The organism is Sphaerisporangium sp. NPDC049457 (genome assembly GCF_055586705.1).
Genome location: NZ_JBVJHR010000020.1, coordinates 1 through 18,914 on the forward strand (window position 1 = coordinate 1; position 18,914 = coordinate 18,914).

The window sequence follows — 18,914 nt, forward strand, 5'->3', positions numbered from 1 at the left end:
CACCCGGAACGCGATGGCGCCGGCAGGGTGACCCGCACCTCCTGGCGGAAACCCGAGGCGGGGGGGGGGGGGGTCCCCTCCCCCCCCCCCCCCCCCCCCCCCCCCCCCCCCCCCCCCGCCCCCCTCCCCCCCCCCCCCCCCCCCCCCCCCCCCCCACCGCGTGGGATCAGCCCAGCTGGGCCTGCGTGTAGTAACCGCTGTCGACGACGATCTTCTGGTAGTTGGTCTTGTCGACGATCACCGGGTCGAGCAGGTAGGAGGGGACGACCTTGTTGCCGTTGTCGTAGTCCTTGGTGTTGTTCACCTCGGGCTTGCCGCCCTTGAGCACGGCGTCGGCCATCTTGACGGTGACCTCCGCGAGCTGGCGGGTGTCCTTGTAGATCGTGGAGTACTGCTCACCGGCGATGATGGACTTCACCGAGGCCAGCTCGGCGTCCTGGCCGGTCACGATCGGGTACGGCTGGCCGGAGGTGCCGTAGCCGTTGCTCTTCAGCGCCGACAGGATGCCGATCGACAGGCCGTCGTAGGGCGACAGCACGCCGTCGACCTTCTTGCCGCCGCTGTAGGTCTTGGTGAGCAGGTCCTCCATGCGCTTCTGCGCGGTCGCCGGGTCCCAGCGCAGGATGGCGACGGTCTTGAAGTCGGTCTGGCCGCTCTGGACCTTGATGGTGCCCTTGTCGATGTAGGGCTGCAGGACGGACATGGCGCCGTTGAAGAAGAACGTGGCGTTGTTGTCGTCCGGCGAGCCGGCGAACAGCTCGACGTTGAACGGGCCCTTGGCGTCGCCGTCGGCGCCCTCGGCGGTCTTGAGCTTCAGGCCGACCAGCAGCGAGGTGGCCTGCTGCACGCCGACCTTGAAGTTGTCGAAGGTGGCGTAGTAGTCGACGTTCGGGCTGTTGCGGATCAGCCGGTCGTAGGCGATGACCGGGATCTTCTTGTCGGCCGCCTCCTGGAGCTGGGTGGTGATGGCCGTGCCGTCGATCGAGGCGACGATCAGGAGCTTGGCGCCCTTGGTGATCTGGTTCTCGATCTGGTTGACCTGCGTGGGGATGTCGTTCTCCGCGTACTGCAGGTCGACCTTGTAGCCGAGCTTCTCCAGGCTCGCCTTGACGTTGTCGCCGTCGTGGATCCAGCGCTCGGAGGACTTGGTCGGCATGGTGACGCCCACCAGCGCGCCGGCGTTGCCCGCGGCGCCGGAGGATGACGCCTGGGCATCGACGGTCTTCTGGCTGGAGCCGCACGCGGTCAGCGCCGCGGCCAGCGCGAAGGTGGATGCCACCGTCGCCATTCTTGCGAATCTCATCGTTGTACTCCTTGCGAGTGGGGGTCCCGATGCGAGCGGGTGGAATCCTTGCCGGGCCCCGCGCCGGGGCCCGGTGCGAGTCTCGGGCTGAACAGCCGTGACGGCCCGCCGACGACCTTCCCTCCTCGCGCCCGCTTCGCGCGGGAGGACGGGAGCGGCGGGGCGGGCGCGGCCGGCGCCTGGGGAGCGTCCGACCGGGGCTGGACGACCCGGAGCGCGCACATGCCGGCGCTACCGGTCCGCTCGCGCGGGCGCGAGCGGGCGGCCCCGGCGGAGGACCGGGGCTGCGGTATGGCCGGCTGGCATGTGCGGTGACCTCCCGGATCACGATCAGGGCGGGCTGGTGGCACACGCCTGATCGGCTAGTGTTATCGCTAACAATTAGGCTGTCAATAGATGCCGATAACGTCGCTGTAACAAGAGTGAAACCCTTGTGACCAGCACGTTTCGGCTGCAGGTCCAGATCGGGGGCCCGGACTTCGGCGAAGGCCCGTCCCCGCGGTGCGGCCCGGGCGGGCGGCATGCCCGCGCGAGTCTACGTCGCTCCTGGCGGGGGCGACGCCACCCGGCCGCGGGCGGGGACGCGCGCCGGCGGGCCGGCTGTGCGCGCACGCGCCCGGGACGGCGCTCCGAGGCGTCGGACCGGGGCCCGCCACCCCCGAATGACCCGGGCGGGCGAAGCGCGCATCAGTAAACGCCCTGGCAGCCAGGACGTCAACATGATGTTAAGCGCCCGTTTCGGCGTAACCGGACCGTGACCTGAATCGTCTTGACGGATCCCGTTGTTAGCGTTCACAGTCGAGCCGAGGTGTGCAGGCGTGCCGGTACTCCCGCGCCCGGAGGACCGGCGTGCCCGTCCCGCCGCCTTAGGTCCGGCTCGGCGAGCTGGGCCTTCGACATCTACCTGAGAGTGAATGTGAGCGATAACAACAGTCGCTATGTGGTCGGCGTCGACTTCGGCACGCTATCGGGCCGCGCCGTCGTGGTGCGGGTGGACGACGGCGCCGAGCTCGGCGCGGCGGTCCACGAGTACGCAGATCGGGTCATCGAGGAGGCTCTGCCCGGCAGTGGCGTCCGCCTCGGCCCCGACTGGGCGCTGCAGTCCCCGAGAGACTGGCTGGAAGTGCTGCGCGTCGCGGTCCCGAAGGCCCTCGCCGTCGCGGGGGTGCCCGCCTCCCGCGTGATCGGCATCGGCACCGACTTCACCGCCTGCACCGTGCTCCCGGCCACCGCCGACGGAACGCCGCTGTCCGAACTGCTTCCCGACCGGCCGCACGCGTGGCCCAAACTGTGGAAGCACCACGCGGCCCAGCCCCACGCCGACCGCATCAACGCCCTGGCCGCCGAGCGCGGCGAGACCTGGCTGCCCCGCTACGGCGGCAAGATCTCCTCCGAGTGGCAGTTCGCCAAGGGCCTGCAGGTCCTGGAGGAGGACCCGGAGGTGTACGACCTGGCCGAGCGCTGGATCGAGGCCGCCGACTGGATCATCTGGCAGCTCACCGGCGTCGAGACCCGCAACACCTGCACCGCCGGCTACAAGGGCGTCTACCAGGACGGCGCTTATCCCTCCGCCGACTTCCTGTCCGCCCTGAACCCGCGGTTCGCCGGCTTCACCGCCAAGCTCGGCGGCGAGCCGTCCCCGCTCGGCGGCCTCGCGGGCCGGCTGACGGCCGAGGCCGCGGAGCTGACCAAGCTGCCCGAGGGCATCGCCGTCGCGGTGGGCAACGTCGACGCCCACGTCACCGCGGCCGCCGCCGACGCCGTCCGGCCGGGCCAGATGGTCGCCATCATGGGCACCTCCACCTGCCATGTCATGCCCTCCGACCAGCTCGCCGAGGTGCCCGGCATGTGCGGCGTCGTCCGCGACGGCATCGTCCCGGGCCTGTGGGGGTACGAGGCCGGGCAGTCGGGCGTCGGGGACATCTTCGCCTGGTTCGTCGAGACCTCGGTGCCGGCCTCCTACAGCGAGCGGGCCGCCGAGCTCGGCGTCAGCGTCCACGAGTACCTGACCTCCCTGGCGGCCGAGCAGAAGGTCGGCGCGCACGGCCTGGTCGCGCTCGACTGGCACAACGGCAACCGCTCGGTGCTGGTGGACCACAACCTGTCGGCGGTGATCGCCGGGCAGACGCTCGCCACCCGTCCCGAGGACGTCTATCGCGCGCTCATCGAGGCGACCGCCTTCGGCGCCCGCGTCATCGTGGAAACTTTCGAGAAGTCGGGCGTTCCCGTGGAGGAGTTCGTCGTCGCCGGCGGACTGCTGAAGAATCCCTTCCTGATGCAGATCTACGCCGACGTCCTGCGCCGCCCGCTGTCGGTCATCGGCTCCGACCAGGGGCCGGCCCTCGGATCGGCCATCCACGCGGCCGTCGCCGCGGGCGCCTACGGCGACATCACCGAGGCCGCCGCGGCGATGGGCAAGCGCACCCAGGCCGCCTACGTACCTGACACCGCGAGCGCCGACGCCTACGATCGGCTCTACGCCGAGTACCGCCTGCTGCACGACCACTTCGCCGACGGCGGGCTGTTGCACCGCCTGCGCGCGATCAGGAACGAGGCCACGGCATGATGCTGCCGGAACTGCGCGAGACGGTCAGCCGGCTGCACGCCGAGCTGGTGCGGTACAACCTCGTCGCCTGGACCGCCGGAAACGTTTCGGGGCGCGCCCCCGGCGGCGAGCTGTTCGTGATCAAGCCCAGCGGCGTGTCCTACGACGAGCTGACCCCCGAGGCGATGGTCGTGTGCGACCTCGACGGCAACCTGGTGGAGGGCGACTACGCCCCCTCCAGCGACACCGCCGCGCACGCCTACACCTACCGCAACATGCCCGAGGTGAACGGCGTGGTGCACACCCACTCCACCTACGCCTCCGCCTGGGCCGCGCGCGGCGAGCCGATCCCGTGCGTGCTCACCGCGATGGCCGACGAGTTCGGCGGCGAGATCCCCGTTGGGCCGTTCGCCCTCATCGGCAACGACGACATCGGCAAGGGCATCGTCGCCACGCTGTCGGGGCACCGCTCCCCCGCGGTGCTCATGCAGAACCACGGCGTCTTCACCATCGGCGACTCGGCGAAGGCGGCGGTGAAGGCCGCCGTCATGTGCGAGGACGTCGCCCGCACCGTGCACATCTCACGGCAGCTCGGCGAGCCGCTGCCGATCCCCCAAGCCGACATCGACCACCTGTACGACCGCTACCAGAACGTTTACGGGCAGAGGAGTCCCCTGTGAAACTGTGGTTCCTGACCGGCAGCCAAGGCCTGTACGGCGAAGAGACGCTGGCGCAGGTGGCCGGGCAGTCCCAGGAGATCGCCGGCGCCCTGGACCGCGCCCTGCCCTTCGAGGTGGTCTGGCAGCCGGTGCTCACCGACGCCGCCGCCATCCGCAAGGTCTGCCTGGCGGCGAGCGCGGACGACGAGTGCATCGGCGTCATCGCCTGGATGCACACCTTCTCCCCCGCCAAGATGTGGATCGCGGGGCTGGACGCCCTGCGCAAGCCGCTGCTGCACCTGCACACGCAGGCCAACGTCGCGCTGCCGTGGAGCTCCATCGACATGGACTTCATGAACCTCAACCAGGCCGCGCACGGCGACCGCGAGTTCGGCTACATCCAGTCGCGGCTCGGCGTGGCGCGCAAGACCGTCGCCGGGCACGTCAGCGACCCGGCGGTCGTCGCGCGCGTCGCCTCCTGGGCGCGGGCCGCGGCCGGGCGCGCCGAGGTCGGCTCGCTCAAGCTGGCCAGGTTCGGCGACAACATGCGCGACGTCGCGGTCACCGAGGGCGACAAGGTCGAGGCGCAGCTGCGGTTCGGCGTGTCAGTGAACACCTACGGCGTCAACGAGCTGGTCGAGGCGGTGGACGCGACCGCCGACTCCGACGTCGCGACGCTGGTCAAGGAGTACGAGGACCTCTACAACCTGGCCCCCGAGCTGCGGGCGGACGGTGAGCGGCACGACTCGCTGCGCTACGCGGCGCGCATCGAGCTCGGCCTGCGCGGCTTCCTTGAGGCCGGCGGCTTCAAGGCGTTCACCACCAACTTCGAGGACCTCGGCGGCCTGCGCCAGCTCCCCGGGCTGGCCGTGCAGCGGCTGATGGCCGACGGCTACGGGTTCGGCGGCGAGGGCGACTGGAAGACCTCGGTGCTGCTGCGCACGCTGAAGGTGATGTCGGAGGGCCTTCAGGGCGGCACGTCCTTCATGGAGGACTACACCTACCACCTGACGCCCGGCGAGGAGGCCATCCTCGGCGCGCACATGCTGGAGGTCTGCCCGACCATCGCCTCGGGCACGCCCTCGTGCGAGATCCACCCGCTGGGCATCGGCGGGCGCGAGGACCCGGTGCGGCTGGTGTTCGACGCCCAGCCTGGGCCGGCGGTCGTGGTCGGCCTGGCCGACATGGGCGAGCGGTTCCGGCTGGTGGCCAACGAGATCGACGTGATCGCGCCCGCCGAGCCGCTCCCCCGGCTGCCGGTGGCGCGGGCGGTCTGGAAGCCGCGTCCGGACCTGCGCACCTCGGCGGAGTCGTGGCTGACGGCGGGCGCCCCGCACCACACGGTGCTGTCGGCGGCCGTCGGCGCCGAGGAGCTGACCGACTTCTCCGACATGCTCGGGGTCGAGCTGCTGGTCATCGACGCCGACACCACCCCTCGCGAGTTCGCCAAGGAGCTGCGCTGGAACCAGGCGTACTACCGCCTGGCCCAGGGTTTCTGACGCCGCGAACTCCGCCGGCGGCGCCCCTTGTCCCCTCTCGCCGAGGGGGCGGGGCGGCGCCGCCGTGCCCGCGGACGCCCGGCGCGCCCCACCCCGACCGGTCGCCCGCGCGGACGTGCGCCCACGTGCCGGTCAGGCTGGGGTCTCAATTGGAGAACGCCCTTTACAAAGGCGTTGTGAACGTTAACAATTGACCCACCCCAGCGTGGGCCGAAGGTCCGCGAGAAAGGAGGCGGGGTCAGAGTCATGGCTCGAACCGTCCATCGCTCCCCCGTCATGGCGGATGTGGCGAGAGTCGCCGGCGTGTCGCATCAGACCGTCTCCCGGGTGCTCAACGATCATCCTAATGTGCGTCAGGAGACGCGTGAAAGGGTGCTCGCCGCCATCGAGGGCCTCGGCTACCGCCGCAACTCCACCGCCCGGGCCCTTGTGACCCGGCAGACCAACACCCTCGGCGTGGTCGCGTTCGACACGACGCTGTACGGCCCGGCCAGCACGCTGTACGGCCTTGAGCGGGCCGCCCGCGAGGCCGGCTACTTCGTGAGCATCGTCAGCCTGCGCGAGCTGACCCGCGAGGACCTCGCCGAGGCGCTCGACCACCTCGCCCGCCAGCAGGTGGACGGGCTCGTGGTCATCGTCCCGCAGAGAACGATCGCGGTCGCGCTGTCGGAGATGCCGCAGCCGGTCCCGGTGGTGACGGTCGAGGGGGACGCCGGCGTCGGCCTTCCGGTGGTGAACGTCGACCAGCGCAAGGGCGGCGTGCTGGTCACCGAGCACCTGCTGCGGCTCGGCCACCGCACGGTCTGGCACGTCTCCGGGCCGCCGGACTGGCTTGAGTCCCAGGCCCGCACCCAGGGCTGGCGCGAGACGCTGCGGGCGGCGGGGGCCCCCATCCCCGAGCCGCTGTCGGGCGACTGGAGCCCGCGCTCGGGCTACCGCTGCGGCCAGCTGCTGGCCGGGATGCCCGACCTGACGGCCGTGTTCGTGGCCAACGACCAGATGGCCCTCGGGGTCATGCGGGCGCTGGACGAGGCGCGCATCCGCGTCCCCGATGACGTCAGCGTCGTCGGCTTCGACGATGTGCCCGAGTCGGAGTTCTTCACCCCGCCCCTCACCACCGTGGCCCAGGACTTCTCCGAGGTGGGCCGCAAGGCGATCGAGCTGCTGCTCGACGCCCTGGCCGCCGAAGAGGACGCCCGCCCCGCGGCGCAGCCCGCGGCCGACGGCTTCCCCGGCGCCGCGGGGGGAGCGCCCGTTCCGCCCGCGCGCATCGTCGTCCAGCCCCACCTGGTCGTCCGCCGCAGCTCAGGCCCGCCCAGACGCTCCTGAGCCGGCGCGGCGGCGGCGGGGCCGCGGGAGCGCGTGAACCCCCGCGGCCCGGCCCAGCAGGTCGTGAGCCGCCGAAGACGGCCGCCTCCCCGCGTACAGCCGCCTCCCCGCGTACGGCCGCCTTTCGCGGGCGGCGGCCTTTCGCGGGCGGCGGCCTTTCGCGGGCGGCGGCCTTCGCGGACGGCCCCGCCTGCCACCGGACGCCCTGGGGAGCGGGCGGGGTGTCAGCCCTTGACGCAGATGATCTGGCGCAGGTGGGCGACGACCTCGACCAGGTCGGTCTGGGCGGCCATGACCGACTCAAGGTCCTTGTAGGCGCCCGGGATCTCGTCCAGCACTCCGGCGTCCTTGCGGCACTCGACCCCGCTGGTCTGCGCCGCAAGGTCGCCGAGCGTGAACGTGCGCTTGGCCTTGTTCCTGCTCATCCTGCGCCCCGCCCCGTGCGAGGCCGAGTTGAACGCCTTGGCGTTGCCCAGGCCCCTGACGATGTAGGTGCCCGTCGCCATCGACCCGGGGATGATGCCGAGCTCCCCCGTGCCGGCCCTGATGGCGCCCTTGCGGGTGACCAGCAGGTCCGTGCCGTCGTAGGTCTCCTCCGCCACGTAGTTGTGGTGGCAGGAGATCGGCCGGTCGAAGGTGATGCCGGCGAAGTGCTTGCGCAGCACGCCGCAGACCAGCGCCATCATGATCGCCCGGTTGCGGCGGGCGTAGTCCTGCGCCCAGAACAGGTCGCGCCGGTAGGCCTCCATCTTCACCGTCCCGGCCACGAACACCGCCAGGTCGGGGTCGGGCAGGTCCTGGTTGTGCGGCAGCTTGCGCGCCTGCTCGATGTGGTACTCGGCCAGCTCCTTGCCGATGTTGCGGGACCCGGAGTGCAGCACCACCCACACCACGCCCTCGTCGTCGGAGCACACCTCCAGGAAGTGGTTGCCGCCGCCCAGGGTGCCCATCTGGACCTCGGCCCGCTGCCGCTTGGGCCGCACCGCCGGCGCCAGCGTCTCGAACCCCCGCCAGAAGGCGTCCCAGTCGGCCGTCGGGAGGCCGTGCAGCTTGGCGGGCTCCACCGGGCGCTTGTGCGCGTGGAAGCCCACCGGGATGGCCTGCTCGAGCCGCGACCGCAGGTACGGCAGGTTGTCGGGGAGATCCTCGGCCTTGAGCGAAGTGCGCACCGCGCTCATCCCGCACCCGATGTCCACCCCCACCGCCGCGGGCGACACGGCGTCGCGCATCGCGATCACCGAACCCACGGTGGCCCCCATGCCGTAATGCACGTCCGGCATCACGGCGACACCATGCGTCCAGGGAAGGTTCGCCACGTTGCGCAGCTGCCGCATCGCCTGCGACTCGACCTCGCCGGGGTCGCCCCACATGCGGATCGGCGCACGCCCACCCGTCACCTTGCTGTACACCATCGCGTGTCGCCTCCCTCCGCCGGACTCCGGACCGACGCGATCCGACGCGATCAATGACGCCAGAGTCGCGCCACCTCCCGCAACCTAATAACGATCCGCCGCCCGTGCCGGCATCCCGCCGGCCGCTCCGGGCGGCGGAACGGCCCTCGGCCCGAAGGCCGGCCGTGGTGCCCGGCGGACCTGCGCGGACTCCGATCCACGGGCGATGCCCTTCAGCACCGGCTCGCCACCGTTTCCGACATGTCGCGATGATCTACCCTGTTCGTCCGTTGAGCGGCGGGAGTGCTGTAGCCTCCTCCCCCGGGGGAAGGGGACGTGCCGATCTACATCCGGGGTTCCGCGCTGCGAGGGCGGCGGCGCGAGCAGGAGGCGCTCGACCGGCTGCTGCGCGACGTGCACGCCGGGCAGAGCCGCGTACTGGTGCTGCGCGGCGAGGCCGGGGTGGGCAAGACCGCTCTGCTCGACCACCTCGCCGAGGCGGCGCAGGCCGGTCAGGTGGTCCGCGCGGCCGGGGTGGAGCTGGAGACCGAGATCGCCTACTCCGCGCTTCAGCAGCTCTGCGCGCCGCTGCTGGGCCGTCTCGACCGGCTGCCCGAGCCGCAGCGCGACGCGCTCGCCACCGCGTTCGGCCTCAGCGCCGGCGCCGCGCCTGAGCCGTTGCTCGTGGGGCTCGCCGTGCTCGGGCTGTTCGCCGAGGTCGCCTCGGAGCGGCCGCTGGTCTGCGTGGTGGACGACGTCCAGTGGATGGACCGGATGTCGGAGGTGATCCTCGCGTTCGTCGCCCGCCGGCTGGACCGCGAGTCGATCGCCCTGGTGTTCGCGGCGCGCACCCCCGGCGACGGGCGCATCCTCGCCGGGCTGCCCGAGCTGCGCGTCGAGGGTCTTGCCGACGCGGACGCGCGGGCGCTGCTGGACTCCATCCTGCCCGGGCCGATCGACGCCCGGGTACGCGACCGGATCGTCGCGGAGACCCGCGGCAATCCGCTGGCCCTGCTCGAACTGCCGCACGGTCTCACGGTGGCGGAACTGGCGTTCGGGTTCGGCGGGCACGGCGCGACGCCGCTGGCGGGACGGGTCGAGGAGGGCTTCCAGCGGCGCATCGCCGCGTTGCCGGAGGACACCCGCACGCTGCTGCTCACCGCCGCCGTCGAACCGCTCGGCGACGTGCCGCTGCTGTGGCGCGCGCTCGAGCGGCTGGGGGCCGGGATGGACGCCGCGGCGCCGGCCGCGGCCGCGAACCTGCTGGAGATCGGCACCAGGGTCCGGTTCCGGCATCCGCTGGTCCGCTCGGCCTGCCGGCGCTCCGCCGAGCCTTCCGCGCTGCGCGCCGTCCACCGGGCGCTCGCCGAGGTGACCGATCCCGTACGCGACCCCGACCGCCGTGCCTGGCACCGGGCGCACGCCGCGCTGGGACCGGACGAGGAGGTCGCCTGCGAACTGGAGCGGTCGGCCGGGCGGGCGACGGCCCGTGGCGGCCGGGCCGCGGCCTCGGCCTTCCTGCAGCGCGCGGCGGAGCTCACCCCCGATCCGGCGAAGCGCGCCGGGCGCACCCTCGCGGCCGCGGCGGCCAGGTTCGCCGCCGGGGCGCTCGCCGAGGTCCCCGGCCTGCTGGCCACCGCCGAACTGGGGCCGCTGGACCTGGTGCAGCAGGCCGGAGTGGAGCGGCTGCGCGCCAAGGTCGCGTTCGCGTTCAACGCCGGACGGGCGGCCGGGCCGCCGCTGCTCGCGGCCGCGCGCCGTCTGGAGACCCTGGATCCCGCCGCGGCCCGGGAGACCTACCTGGCGGCGATCGGCGCGGCCGTGAACGCGGGATGTCTCGGCGACGGCGACCTGCGCCGGGCCGCCGAGGCGGCGCGGGACGTGCCCCCTGGCGGGGAGCCGGCCGGTCTGCTCCTGACGGCTCTGACGGCGTGGAGCCTGGAGGGGCACGCGGCGGCGGTGCCGCTGTTCGCGCGCGCCCTGGCCGCGATCACCCCGCACGACGACCTGGACCTGGTCTGGCTGACCGGGGCGATCCTGCACGAGGTGTGGGACGACGGGGCGTTCCTCACCAGGACCGAGCAGGCCGTCGGCCACGCCCGCGAGACCGGCGCCCTGTCTCTGCTGCCGAGCGCGCTGACCTTCCGCGCCACCGCGCTGATCTACGCCGGCCGTTTCGCCGACGCCTCGGAGCTGCTGGAGGAGGCGGAGGCCCTCGGAGACGCCACCGGCTCGTCCCCGCATCCGGCCACCGCGGTCATCCTGGCCGCGCACCGCGGACGCGAGGAGCCCGCGCTGGAGCTCAACGAGGCCCTGGTGAGGAACGCCGAGGCGGGCGGCATGGGGTGGCTGCTCGCCGTCGCCGGATACAGCAGGGCGGTGCTGTTCAACGGGCTCGGCCGGTACTCCGCCGCGCTGCGGGCCGCCCAGGAGGCGGCCCGGCACGAGGACCTCGCCGTCCTGCAGTGGTCGCTCGCGGAGCTCGTCGAAGCCGCCGCACGCGCCGGGGAGGACGACGTCGCGGCGCGGGCGCGTGACCGCCTCGCCGTCCGGACGCGTGCCGCCGGCACCGACTGGGCTCGCGGCGCCCAGGCGCTCGCGGACGCGCTCGCCGGGCCGGCCGGGCAGGTCGAGGAGCACTACCGGGAGGCGGTCGAGCGGTTCTCCGCCACCCGGCTCGGCCTGCAGACCGCCCGGGCCCGCCTGCTCTACGGCGAGTGGCTGCGGCGGGAGAACCGGCGGGCCGACGCCCGCGCGCAGCTGCGCGTCGCGCACGAGGCGTTCACCGCCATCGGCGCGGAGGGCTTCGCCGACCGGGCCGGGCGTGAACTGGCCGCCACCGGCGAGACGGTGCGCAAGCGCACTCTGGGAGAACCTGAGGAGCTCACCCCCCAGGAGGCGCAGATCGCGCGTCTGGCCGCGGCGGGCCGCACCAATCCCGAGATCGGCGCCGTGCTGTTCCTCAGTCCGCGCACCGTCGAATGGCACCTGCGCAAGGTCTTCACCAAGCTCGGCATCGGCTCCCGCCGCGAGCTCGCCTCCGCGCTGCGCGACAGGTAGATCCCAGGGACGCCCCCAGGGTGTCTCCCTGGGTCGAGCGTCCCGCTTCCCGCGTGATCGTGGGTCCCGGACGCCGGACGGCAGAACGTCGTGCGTACTGGGTCAGGCGGTGACGCAGCGGTAGTTCGCGGCCGAGGCCGTGTCGCCGTGGCCGGTGTAGCGGGCCACCATCGGATAGCGGCAGACGTTCCGCGTGACCGTCTTGCCGTCGGCACCGGTGACCGAGGAGGCGAGGGTGTCCGGAGCCTCGCCCTTCTCCACCCAGGCGACCAGCGCGCCGAGGTCGTCGGCCGGGTACGGGCCGGTGCCGCCGCCGCAGTGGTTCACGCCGGGCAGCAGGTACAGCCGGTAGAAGTCGTCGACCCGCTTGTCGCCGCCGAGGGCCCGGGCGACGCGCTCGCGGTAGTCGATCGTGCCCTGGGTGGGCACCAGTTCGTCGGTCTGGCCGTGCCAGCTCAGCAGCTTGCCGCCGGCCTTGGCGAACGCGGACAGGTCGGGGTCGTCGCCGCCGATGATGTCGTTGTACCGCCGCTGCGACTCGCGGAACAGCCGCGCGAAGGACTTGTAGGTGAGCTTCGTGGCGTCGAACGACGGGTCCCGCGTCACGAAGTACTCGGCCCAGGTGCCGGCCACGAAGAACGGGGCGCCGGGCGTGGCCACGGCGGCGAGGCTCGCGCCCTTGCTGGGCCCGTACCAGACCTTGCGGCCGGAGATGACCGGACCGGCCCAGACCTTGCGCACCGCGTCGGCGGTGGCGCGGGAGATCACGATCGTCTTGTCCTTGCACACGACCTTGGTGCCGACGAGGCGCCGGGGGTCCCAGCCGCACTTTCGCGGGTCGTCGATGATGCCGTCCTTGACCCCGTCGAGCCGGTCGCAGGCCTTGACCGCGGCGGCGGTGAAGGCCTCCAGCTCGCACGAGGTGGGCGCGACCTTCTCCTCGTTGTATACGGCCTGCGACCAGAGCGTGGCGACCGCGAACCGGTCCCAGTTGATCGCCGGCGCCTTGGCGAGGATGCCGTCGAAGTCGGCCGGGTGGCTCTGGGCCTCCTCGTACCCCTGGCGGCCGCCGGTCGAGCAGCCGTTCCAGTACGAGTGACTCACGGTTTTGTCGTAGAACCTCCTGGTCACGTCCTTGCCGATGACGGCCATGTCGTGCAGCGAGCGGGAGGCGAAGTTCTCCAGCAGCGGGGTGTCGACCTTTCCGGCCGGAGTGAGCGCCCAGCCGCTCACGTCGAGCGGGTCGGCGCCGACACCGGCGTCGGTGGCGGCGGCGGCGTATCCGGCCTTGACCGCGCCGACCAGCGGGGACCCGGTCAGGTCACCGGCGAGGTAGGCGCTGCCGCCGGTGGCCTGGAACCGCCCGTTCCACTTCTTCCTGTCCTGGGGCAGCGAGATCTTGATGGTGACGTGGTCCTTCGCGCCCGGGTGGCTCACCGTGACGGTGAGGTCGCACCAGGCGGGCACGCCGGTGAGCGTCTCGGCCTCGGGGTGCAGCGGAGGAGCGGCGGGGAACGTGACGGTTCCGCCGGCGTGGGCGGCCGCCTTCACCGACTCCACCTTCGTGCCGGAGGGCGCGGAGACGGGCACCGCGGCGCAGGTCGTGGCCGTCGCGGGGCCGCTGTCGAGGGAGAGGGCGTCGGCGGCCGCGGGCGTCAGCGACGCCACCGCCGTCACCGCCGCCGCCATCAGAAGTGTCAGTCGTCGTTTCACGTCCGACATGTTCACGTGTGACCCGCGGGCCTCACCCCAGGGACACACCCTGGCACGCACCCTGGCCGGGGCCGGGGGAACCGTGCGCCGTGCCCGCCGGGGAACCGATGACGGCCCGGGTCAGGTGGGCCGCGACCTCGGCGGTGAGGGGTGAGCGGGCGATGAGGAGGCGGTACCACATCAGCCCGTAGATCTGGTCCATCACCAGCTCAAGGTCGGTCTCCGCCGGAAGCTCGCCGCGCCCGCGCCCGCGCGCGAGCAGAGTGCGGAGCCCGGCTCTGCGCGCGGCGATGAACCGGCGCGTGCCGTCGGCGGAGTCGGTGTCGCGCAGCGCCTCCGCCATGAGCCCGCGCAGCAGAGGGCCGGCACGCTCGACGGCGTGGAAGGTGGCGGACAGGAAGGTCTCCAGGTCGGCGGCCAGTGCGCCGGTGTCGGGAACGGCCACGTCCTGCTGGGCGTGCTCGACCACCGCCTCCAGCAGCACCGCGCCCTTGGAGGGCCACCACCGGTAGATCGTGTGCTTGCTGACCCCCGCCGCGCGGGCGATCGCGTCGATCGTGACGGCCATGCCGTCAGGCCCGGCGAGCAGGTCGGCGGCGCAGCGCAGCACGGCCTGCCGGACCGCGGGATTGCGCCGGCGTCCCGTATGCGGACGGGCCCCGGCCGGCTCACGGGCGGCGTCGGCGGACACGATCTCAAGGCTACCGGTTTGACGGAACCAGCGGTTCCGGCGACACTTTGTCGGAACTGCCGGTTCCGTCAACGTGGTGACAGGAGCCGTGCGCATCCGGTGGGAGCGGCCGGCCGCGGGCCATGACCCGCGGCGGGCCCGAAGTCCCCGGCACGCGTCACCGTCGTTCCGCCGGTCGCGACAGATCGGCGCAAACAGTCAGAGGGCACCATGGATCTGAACCTGCGCGGCAAGACCGCGCTCATCACCGGCGCGTCGAAGGGCATCGGCGCGGCGACCGCCGAGGTGCTCGCCGAGGAGGGCTGCGAGGTGCACCTGGCCGCCCGCGACGCGCCCGCCCTGGAGGACCTCGCGCGCCGCCTGCGCGCCGCCCACGGCGTCGAGGCGCACGTACACCCGGTCGACCTGCGGCGACCGGCCGACCTCGCCCGCCTGGCCTCCGCGGTCCCCGACCTGGACATCCTGGTCAACAACGCCGGTGACATCCCCGGCGGCTCGCTGGACGCGGTCGACGCGGCGGCCTGGCGGCACGCGTGGGAGCTCAAGGTCTTCGGCTACATCGACCTGACCCGGCTCGTCTACGCGCGGATGAAGGCCCGCGGGCACGGGGTGATCGTCAACAACATCGGCGTCGCGGGCGAGCGGACGGACTCCGGCTACATCGCGGGAAGTTCGGGCAACGCCGCGCTGATGGCCTTCACCCGGGCCCTCGGCGGCCACGGCCCGGCCGACGGCATCCGCGTCGTCGGCGTCAACCCCGGACCGGTGGCGACCGAGCGCATCCTCGCCCTCGTGGCGGCCCACGCGCGCCGTCCGGCCGCCGGCCAGGACCCGGGCGCCGGCCTGACGGCCGGCTTCCCGTTCGGCCGCGCCGCGGCCCCGCGCGAGATCGCCGACCTCATCGCCTTCGTCGCCTCCGAGCGCTCGGCCTACACCAGCGGAGCGATCTTCACCGTCGACGGCGGAATGTCCGCCAGAAGCTGATCGAAAAATGCCCCGCCCGCCGTCCCGGGCCGCGGCGGGCGTGCCCGCGGGCACCCCGCCTGGCCTGCGCGGGGAATGTCCTGGGGCCGTGACGCGTCGGAGTCAGAGTGAGTGCACCACGGCAAGCGCCGTTCCTCGGAGAGACCACGTGGGCGCGACGGTTCGAGACGCCGTTGCGCGAGTTCCTGCGCACCGAGACCGGCAGCGCCGCGGTCCTGCTGGCCGCCACGCTGACCGCCCTGGTGTGGGCGAACGCCCACCTGCCCTCCTATGAGGCGCTGTGGGGGACGACGCTGTCGATGCGCGTCGGAGATCTCGGCATCTCCCAGGATCTGCGCCACTGGGTCAACAACGGGCTGATGACGCTGTTCTTCCTCGTCGTCGGCCTGGAGGCGCGGCGCGAGTTCGACATGGGGGAACTGCGCGACCGGCGGCGGCTCGTGCTGCCGGTCGCGGCCGGCCTGGGCGGCATGCTCGTGCCCGTCGGCGTCTACCTGCTCATCAACGCGGGCGAGCCTTCGGTGCACGGCTGGGGCGCGGCGATGTCCACGGACACGGCATTCGCCATGGGCATGCTCGCCCTGGTCGCCTCGCGCTTCCCCGCCCGCGCGCGGACCTACATGCTGACCGTCACCGTCGTCGACGACCTGGTGGCCCTCTGCGTCATCGCGTTCTTCTACAGCGAGAGCGTCCAGGTGCCGGCCCTGATGGCGGCGATCGCGATCTTCGCGGTGATGCTGCTGGTCAAGTACACCGTCGGCGTGCGCAACGGCCTGGTGGTGGCGGCGTTCGGCGTGGCGGCCTGGGCGGCGCTGCAGGCGTCGGGGGTCGAACCGGTGGTCATCGGCCTCGCCATGGGGCTGCTGACCTACGCCTCCCCGGCGGCGCGCGGCGACCTTGAGCGCGCGAGCGACCTGTTCCGGCTGTTCCGCGAGCAGCCGACCGCCGAACTGGCCCGCTCGGCCAGCGCGGGGCTGGCCAAGGCCGTCTCGCCGAACCACCGGCTCCAGCAGCTGTACCACCCGTGGACCAGCTACGCGATCGTGCCGCTGTTCGCGCTGGCGAACGCCGGGATCCCGATCGACGGCGACTTCGTGGCGCGGGCGCTCACCTCGCCGATCACGCTGGGGATCATGGCGGCCTACGTCCTCGGCAAGCCGGTGGGCATCGTCGGGGCGACGTGGCTGGTCACCTGGCTGAGCCGGGGCCGGGTGCGGCCCCCGGTCGGCTGGGCCGCGGTCGCGGGCGGCGGGACGATCGCCGGCATCGGCTTCACCGTCTCGCTGCTGATCGCCACGCTCGCCTTCAGCGGGCCCCGGCTGGAGGAGGCCAAGTTCGGCATCCTGGCCGCGGCGCTGTGCGCGTCCGTCGTGACGTGGGTCATCTCGCGGGTGACCGTCCGCCTGCCGTCCGGGGTGCGGGCGCGGGCGCTGCTCGGCACCGCCGACAGCATCGTCGATCTGGCCTTTCCCGTCGACGACGGCCGCGACCACCTGCGCGGCCCGCACGACGCGCCGGTCACCGTGGTCGAGTACGGCGACTTCGAGTGCCCCTACTGCGGACTCGCCGAGCCGGTCGTGCGCGAACTGCTCGACGGGCACGGCGACGTGCGGTACGTCTGGCGCCACCTGCCGCTGCACGACGTCCACCCTTGGGCGCAGCTCGCCGCCGAGGCCAGCGAGGCGGCCGCCGCGCAGGGGGCGTTCTGGCAGATGCACGACATGCTCCTGGAGCACCAGGGCGAGCTGCGCCCGCGTGACCTGGCGAACTACGCCGAGAGCATCGGGCTGGACGTCGAGCGCTTCCGCCGCGACCTGCGCGAGCACACCGGCGCCGCGCGCATCGCCGAGGACGTCGACTCCGCCGACCTCAGCGGCGTGTCCGGCACCCCGACGTTCTTCGTCAACGGGCGGCGGCACCACGGCGCGTACGACATCGCGACCCTGAGCGCCGCCGTCCGCGCGGCCCGCGCCAGGGCGGCCCTGACGCAGTGACGGGCGCGCGGCCGGGCTGTTCGCGAAATCTGGCCGATCAACTGGTTGGATATGCCCTCGTGAGCGATCTGTCAGGAACTGAGCGAACCCGTCACCGTCGGCTGCGCGAGCAGGGGCGTCATGATCGGGAGGCGCTGTACGAGGTGCTGCGCGAGGGGTTCGTCTGCCACCTCGGGGTGATCGTGGACGACGTCCCGATGGTGGTGCCCACGGTCTACGGCTTCGACGACGACCAGATGTACGTGCACGGGTCGGTGGCCAGCCGCAGCATGCGCCAGGACTCCGAGGTGTGCGTGACCGTCACCCACGTCGACGGCCTGGTGCTGGCGCGGTCGGTGTTCGAGCACGGCGTCAACTACCGCAGCGCCATGGTCTACGGAGTGCCGCGCGTGCTGGAGGGGGCCGAGAAGCTGGCGGCCCTGCGGTGCCTGACCGAGCACGTGGCCCCCGGCCAGTGGGAGTACGCCAGGGCGCCCGACCGCAAGGAGCTGGCCGCCACCACCATCCTGGCGGTCTCCTTGCGGGAGGCGTCGGTGAAGGTGCGCCAGGGCCCGCCGAGCGACGCGGACGACCCGCACGACGTCTGGGCCGGCGTGCTGCCGCTGGCCAGGGAATGGCGGGCGCCGATCACCGCGCCCGGGGTGACCCGGCCCGTCCCGGCCCACGTCAGCGACCGCGTCGGCGAGCCTTCCTAACGGCGCCCGCGCGCCCGTCCCTCCGCCGGCCGGTCCTTCCCGTCCTTCCCCTGCCGATGATCACCGGGCCGGTCAGGGTTCGTGGACGCCGGGCGGCGGCGCGGGCGTGTTTGCGCGGAAGTGACAAGCGGCGGGCGCCGCACCCGCCGGGACGTGCGTAGAAACGCGCGCGCGTCGCGGATATAACCGGGGGTCCGTCCTTTCACGCGAACCGCGCCCTCCGGCGGGGCCGAAGGAGGAGTCCATGAAGGTTCTCGCCCGATCGCTCGTGGCCGGAGCCGCCGTGACGGCGCTGGCGGCCGGACCCGCGGTCCCCGCCGGGGCCGCCGCGTACGACTACCGCCCGAGCGACGCGGACTGGACCGACTGCCCGAGGTTGCCGCAGAACGCCCAGCCCGACACCTGGAGCTGCGTCTTCATCATCACCGTGGGCGGCACGATGAAGCTCGGCAAGATCGACCAGGACATCTCCGCGCCGCTGCGGATCACGGTCGCCCAGGGCAAGCTGAAGGACGGCGCCGCCGCCGCGGCCTTCGGCGGCGTCAGGGGCGGCCGGATGAAGGTGCCGGGCGGCCTGATCGGCAAGCCGCTGGAGGTGCCCAGGCTCACCGACGTCTACGTCGAGACCCAGGGCACCGGCCGGGTGGACGCCGGCCCCGTCTTCCCGACCAACGTCGGGATCAAGATCCGCATGATCCATCCCCTGCTCGGCAAGAAGTGCTACATCGGCTCCGACGCCGCGCCCATCCTGCTCAACCCGGAGATCACCTCCCTGGAGCTGACCTCCATCGACGGCGTGCCGGTCTTCACGGCCGCCGCCGAGGACGCGGCCTTCGCCGTACCCAAGGCCAAGGGGTGCGGCCTGGACGTGGGCCTGGTGAACTCCGCCGTGAACCTGCGGGCCGGGCTGCCCTCGCCCTCGGGGAAGAACGCGGCGCGCTTCCAGTGGTTCGTCCGCGGCAAGTCCTACACCGAGCTTCCCGGCCTCGTCCCCTGACCGTGCCCGCCGTTCCGGCGCGGCACGCCGCGCCACCGGACCGCACCCCTCCGA

Annotated in this window: 13 protein-coding genes; 9 read left to right on the forward strand and 4 right to left on the reverse strand. The window is 72.8% G+C overall.

Going from position 1 to position 18,914, the window contains the following annotated elements:
* Positions 1-166: 166 nt before the first annotated feature.
* Entirely contained in the window at positions 167-1,303 is a 1,137-nt protein-coding gene (chvE, locus tag ACZ6QO_RS28255) for a multiple monosaccharide ABC transporter substrate-binding protein (protein WP_465854849.1), read from the reverse strand.
* Between the two features lie 916 nt (positions 1,304-2,219).
* Between chvE and araB the strand changes: the two genes are divergently transcribed.
* The 4 genes from araB to ACZ6QO_RS28275 all read left to right on the forward strand — a co-directional run bounded on the left by araB (position 2,220) and on the right by ACZ6QO_RS28275 (position 7,335).
* Positions 2,220-3,869: a ribulokinase gene (gene araB, locus ACZ6QO_RS28260; RefSeq protein WP_465854851.1), complete on the forward strand. Its 1,650-nt coding sequence runs from the start codon at positions 2,220-2,222 to the stop codon at positions 3,867-3,869.
* Entirely contained in the window at positions 3,866-4,528 is a 663-nt protein-coding gene (locus ACZ6QO_RS28265; protein WP_465854853.1) for an L-ribulose-5-phosphate 4-epimerase, read from the forward strand. Before araB ends, ACZ6QO_RS28265 begins: the two co-directional genes overlap by 4 nt.
* Positions 4,525-6,006, forward strand: coding sequence for an L-arabinose isomerase (araA, locus tag ACZ6QO_RS28270; RefSeq protein ID WP_465854855.1), 1,482 nt, complete (start codon positions 4,525-4,527; stop codon positions 6,004-6,006). Before ACZ6QO_RS28265 ends, araA begins: the two co-directional genes overlap by 4 nt.
* A gap of 276 nt (positions 6,007-6,282) precedes the next feature.
* Complete coding sequence (locus tag ACZ6QO_RS28275; RefSeq protein WP_465855157.1) at positions 6,283-7,335, forward strand: LacI family DNA-binding transcriptional regulator; 1,053 nt, start codon at positions 6,283-6,285, stop codon at positions 7,333-7,335.
* Between the two features lie 224 nt (positions 7,336-7,559).
* Here the strand turns inward: ACZ6QO_RS28275 and ACZ6QO_RS28280 are convergent, their stop codons facing one another.
* Positions 7,560-8,747, reverse strand: a complete 1,188-nt coding sequence (locus tag ACZ6QO_RS28280; RefSeq protein WP_465854857.1) for an RtcB family protein — start codon at positions 8,745-8,747, stop codon at positions 7,560-7,562.
* A 315-nt stretch (positions 8,748-9,062) separates the two neighbouring features.
* Between ACZ6QO_RS28280 and ACZ6QO_RS28285 the strand changes: the two genes are divergently transcribed.
* Entirely contained in the window at positions 9,063-11,786 is a 2,724-nt protein-coding gene (locus ACZ6QO_RS28285; protein ID WP_465854859.1) for a helix-turn-helix transcriptional regulator, read from the forward strand.
* A 102-nt stretch (positions 11,787-11,888) separates the two neighbouring features.
* On the opposite strand, the gene ACZ6QO_RS28290 is transcribed toward ACZ6QO_RS28285, so the two are convergent.
* Positions 11,889-13,499 (reverse strand): tannase/feruloyl esterase family alpha/beta hydrolase, encoded by a 1,611-nt coding sequence (locus ACZ6QO_RS28290; protein ID WP_465854863.1) that lies wholly within the window; start codon positions 13,497-13,499, stop codon positions 11,889-11,891.
* A gap of 31 nt (positions 13,500-13,530) precedes the next feature.
* Positions 13,531-14,190 (reverse strand): TetR/AcrR family transcriptional regulator, encoded by a 660-nt coding sequence (locus tag ACZ6QO_RS28295; protein WP_465854865.1) that lies wholly within the window; start codon positions 14,188-14,190, stop codon positions 13,531-13,533.
* Between the two features lie 210 nt (positions 14,191-14,400).
* Between ACZ6QO_RS28295 and ACZ6QO_RS28300 the strand changes: the two genes are divergently transcribed.
* From ACZ6QO_RS28300 to ACZ6QO_RS28315, 4 genes are all read left to right on the forward strand, one after another.
* Entirely contained in the window at positions 14,401-15,174 is a 774-nt protein-coding gene (locus tag ACZ6QO_RS28300; protein ID WP_465854867.1) for an SDR family oxidoreductase, read from the forward strand.
* A gap of 107 nt (positions 15,175-15,281) precedes the next feature.
* Positions 15,282-17,168, forward strand: coding sequence for a Na+/H+ antiporter NhaA (nhaA, locus tag ACZ6QO_RS28305; protein ID WP_465854869.1), 1,887 nt, complete (start codon positions 15,282-15,284; stop codon positions 17,166-17,168).
* Positions 17,169-17,227: 59 nt separating this feature from the next.
* On the forward strand, positions 17,228-17,863 hold the full coding sequence (locus tag ACZ6QO_RS28310; protein WP_465854871.1) for a pyridoxamine 5'-phosphate oxidase family protein: 636 nt from the start codon (positions 17,228-17,230) through the stop codon (positions 17,861-17,863).
* 244 nt (positions 17,864-18,107) lie between these two features.
* Positions 18,108-18,860: a hypothetical protein gene (locus ACZ6QO_RS28315; protein ID WP_465854873.1), complete on the forward strand. Its 753-nt coding sequence runs from the start codon at positions 18,108-18,110 to the stop codon at positions 18,858-18,860.
* Positions 18,861-18,914: the final 54 nt, after the last annotated feature.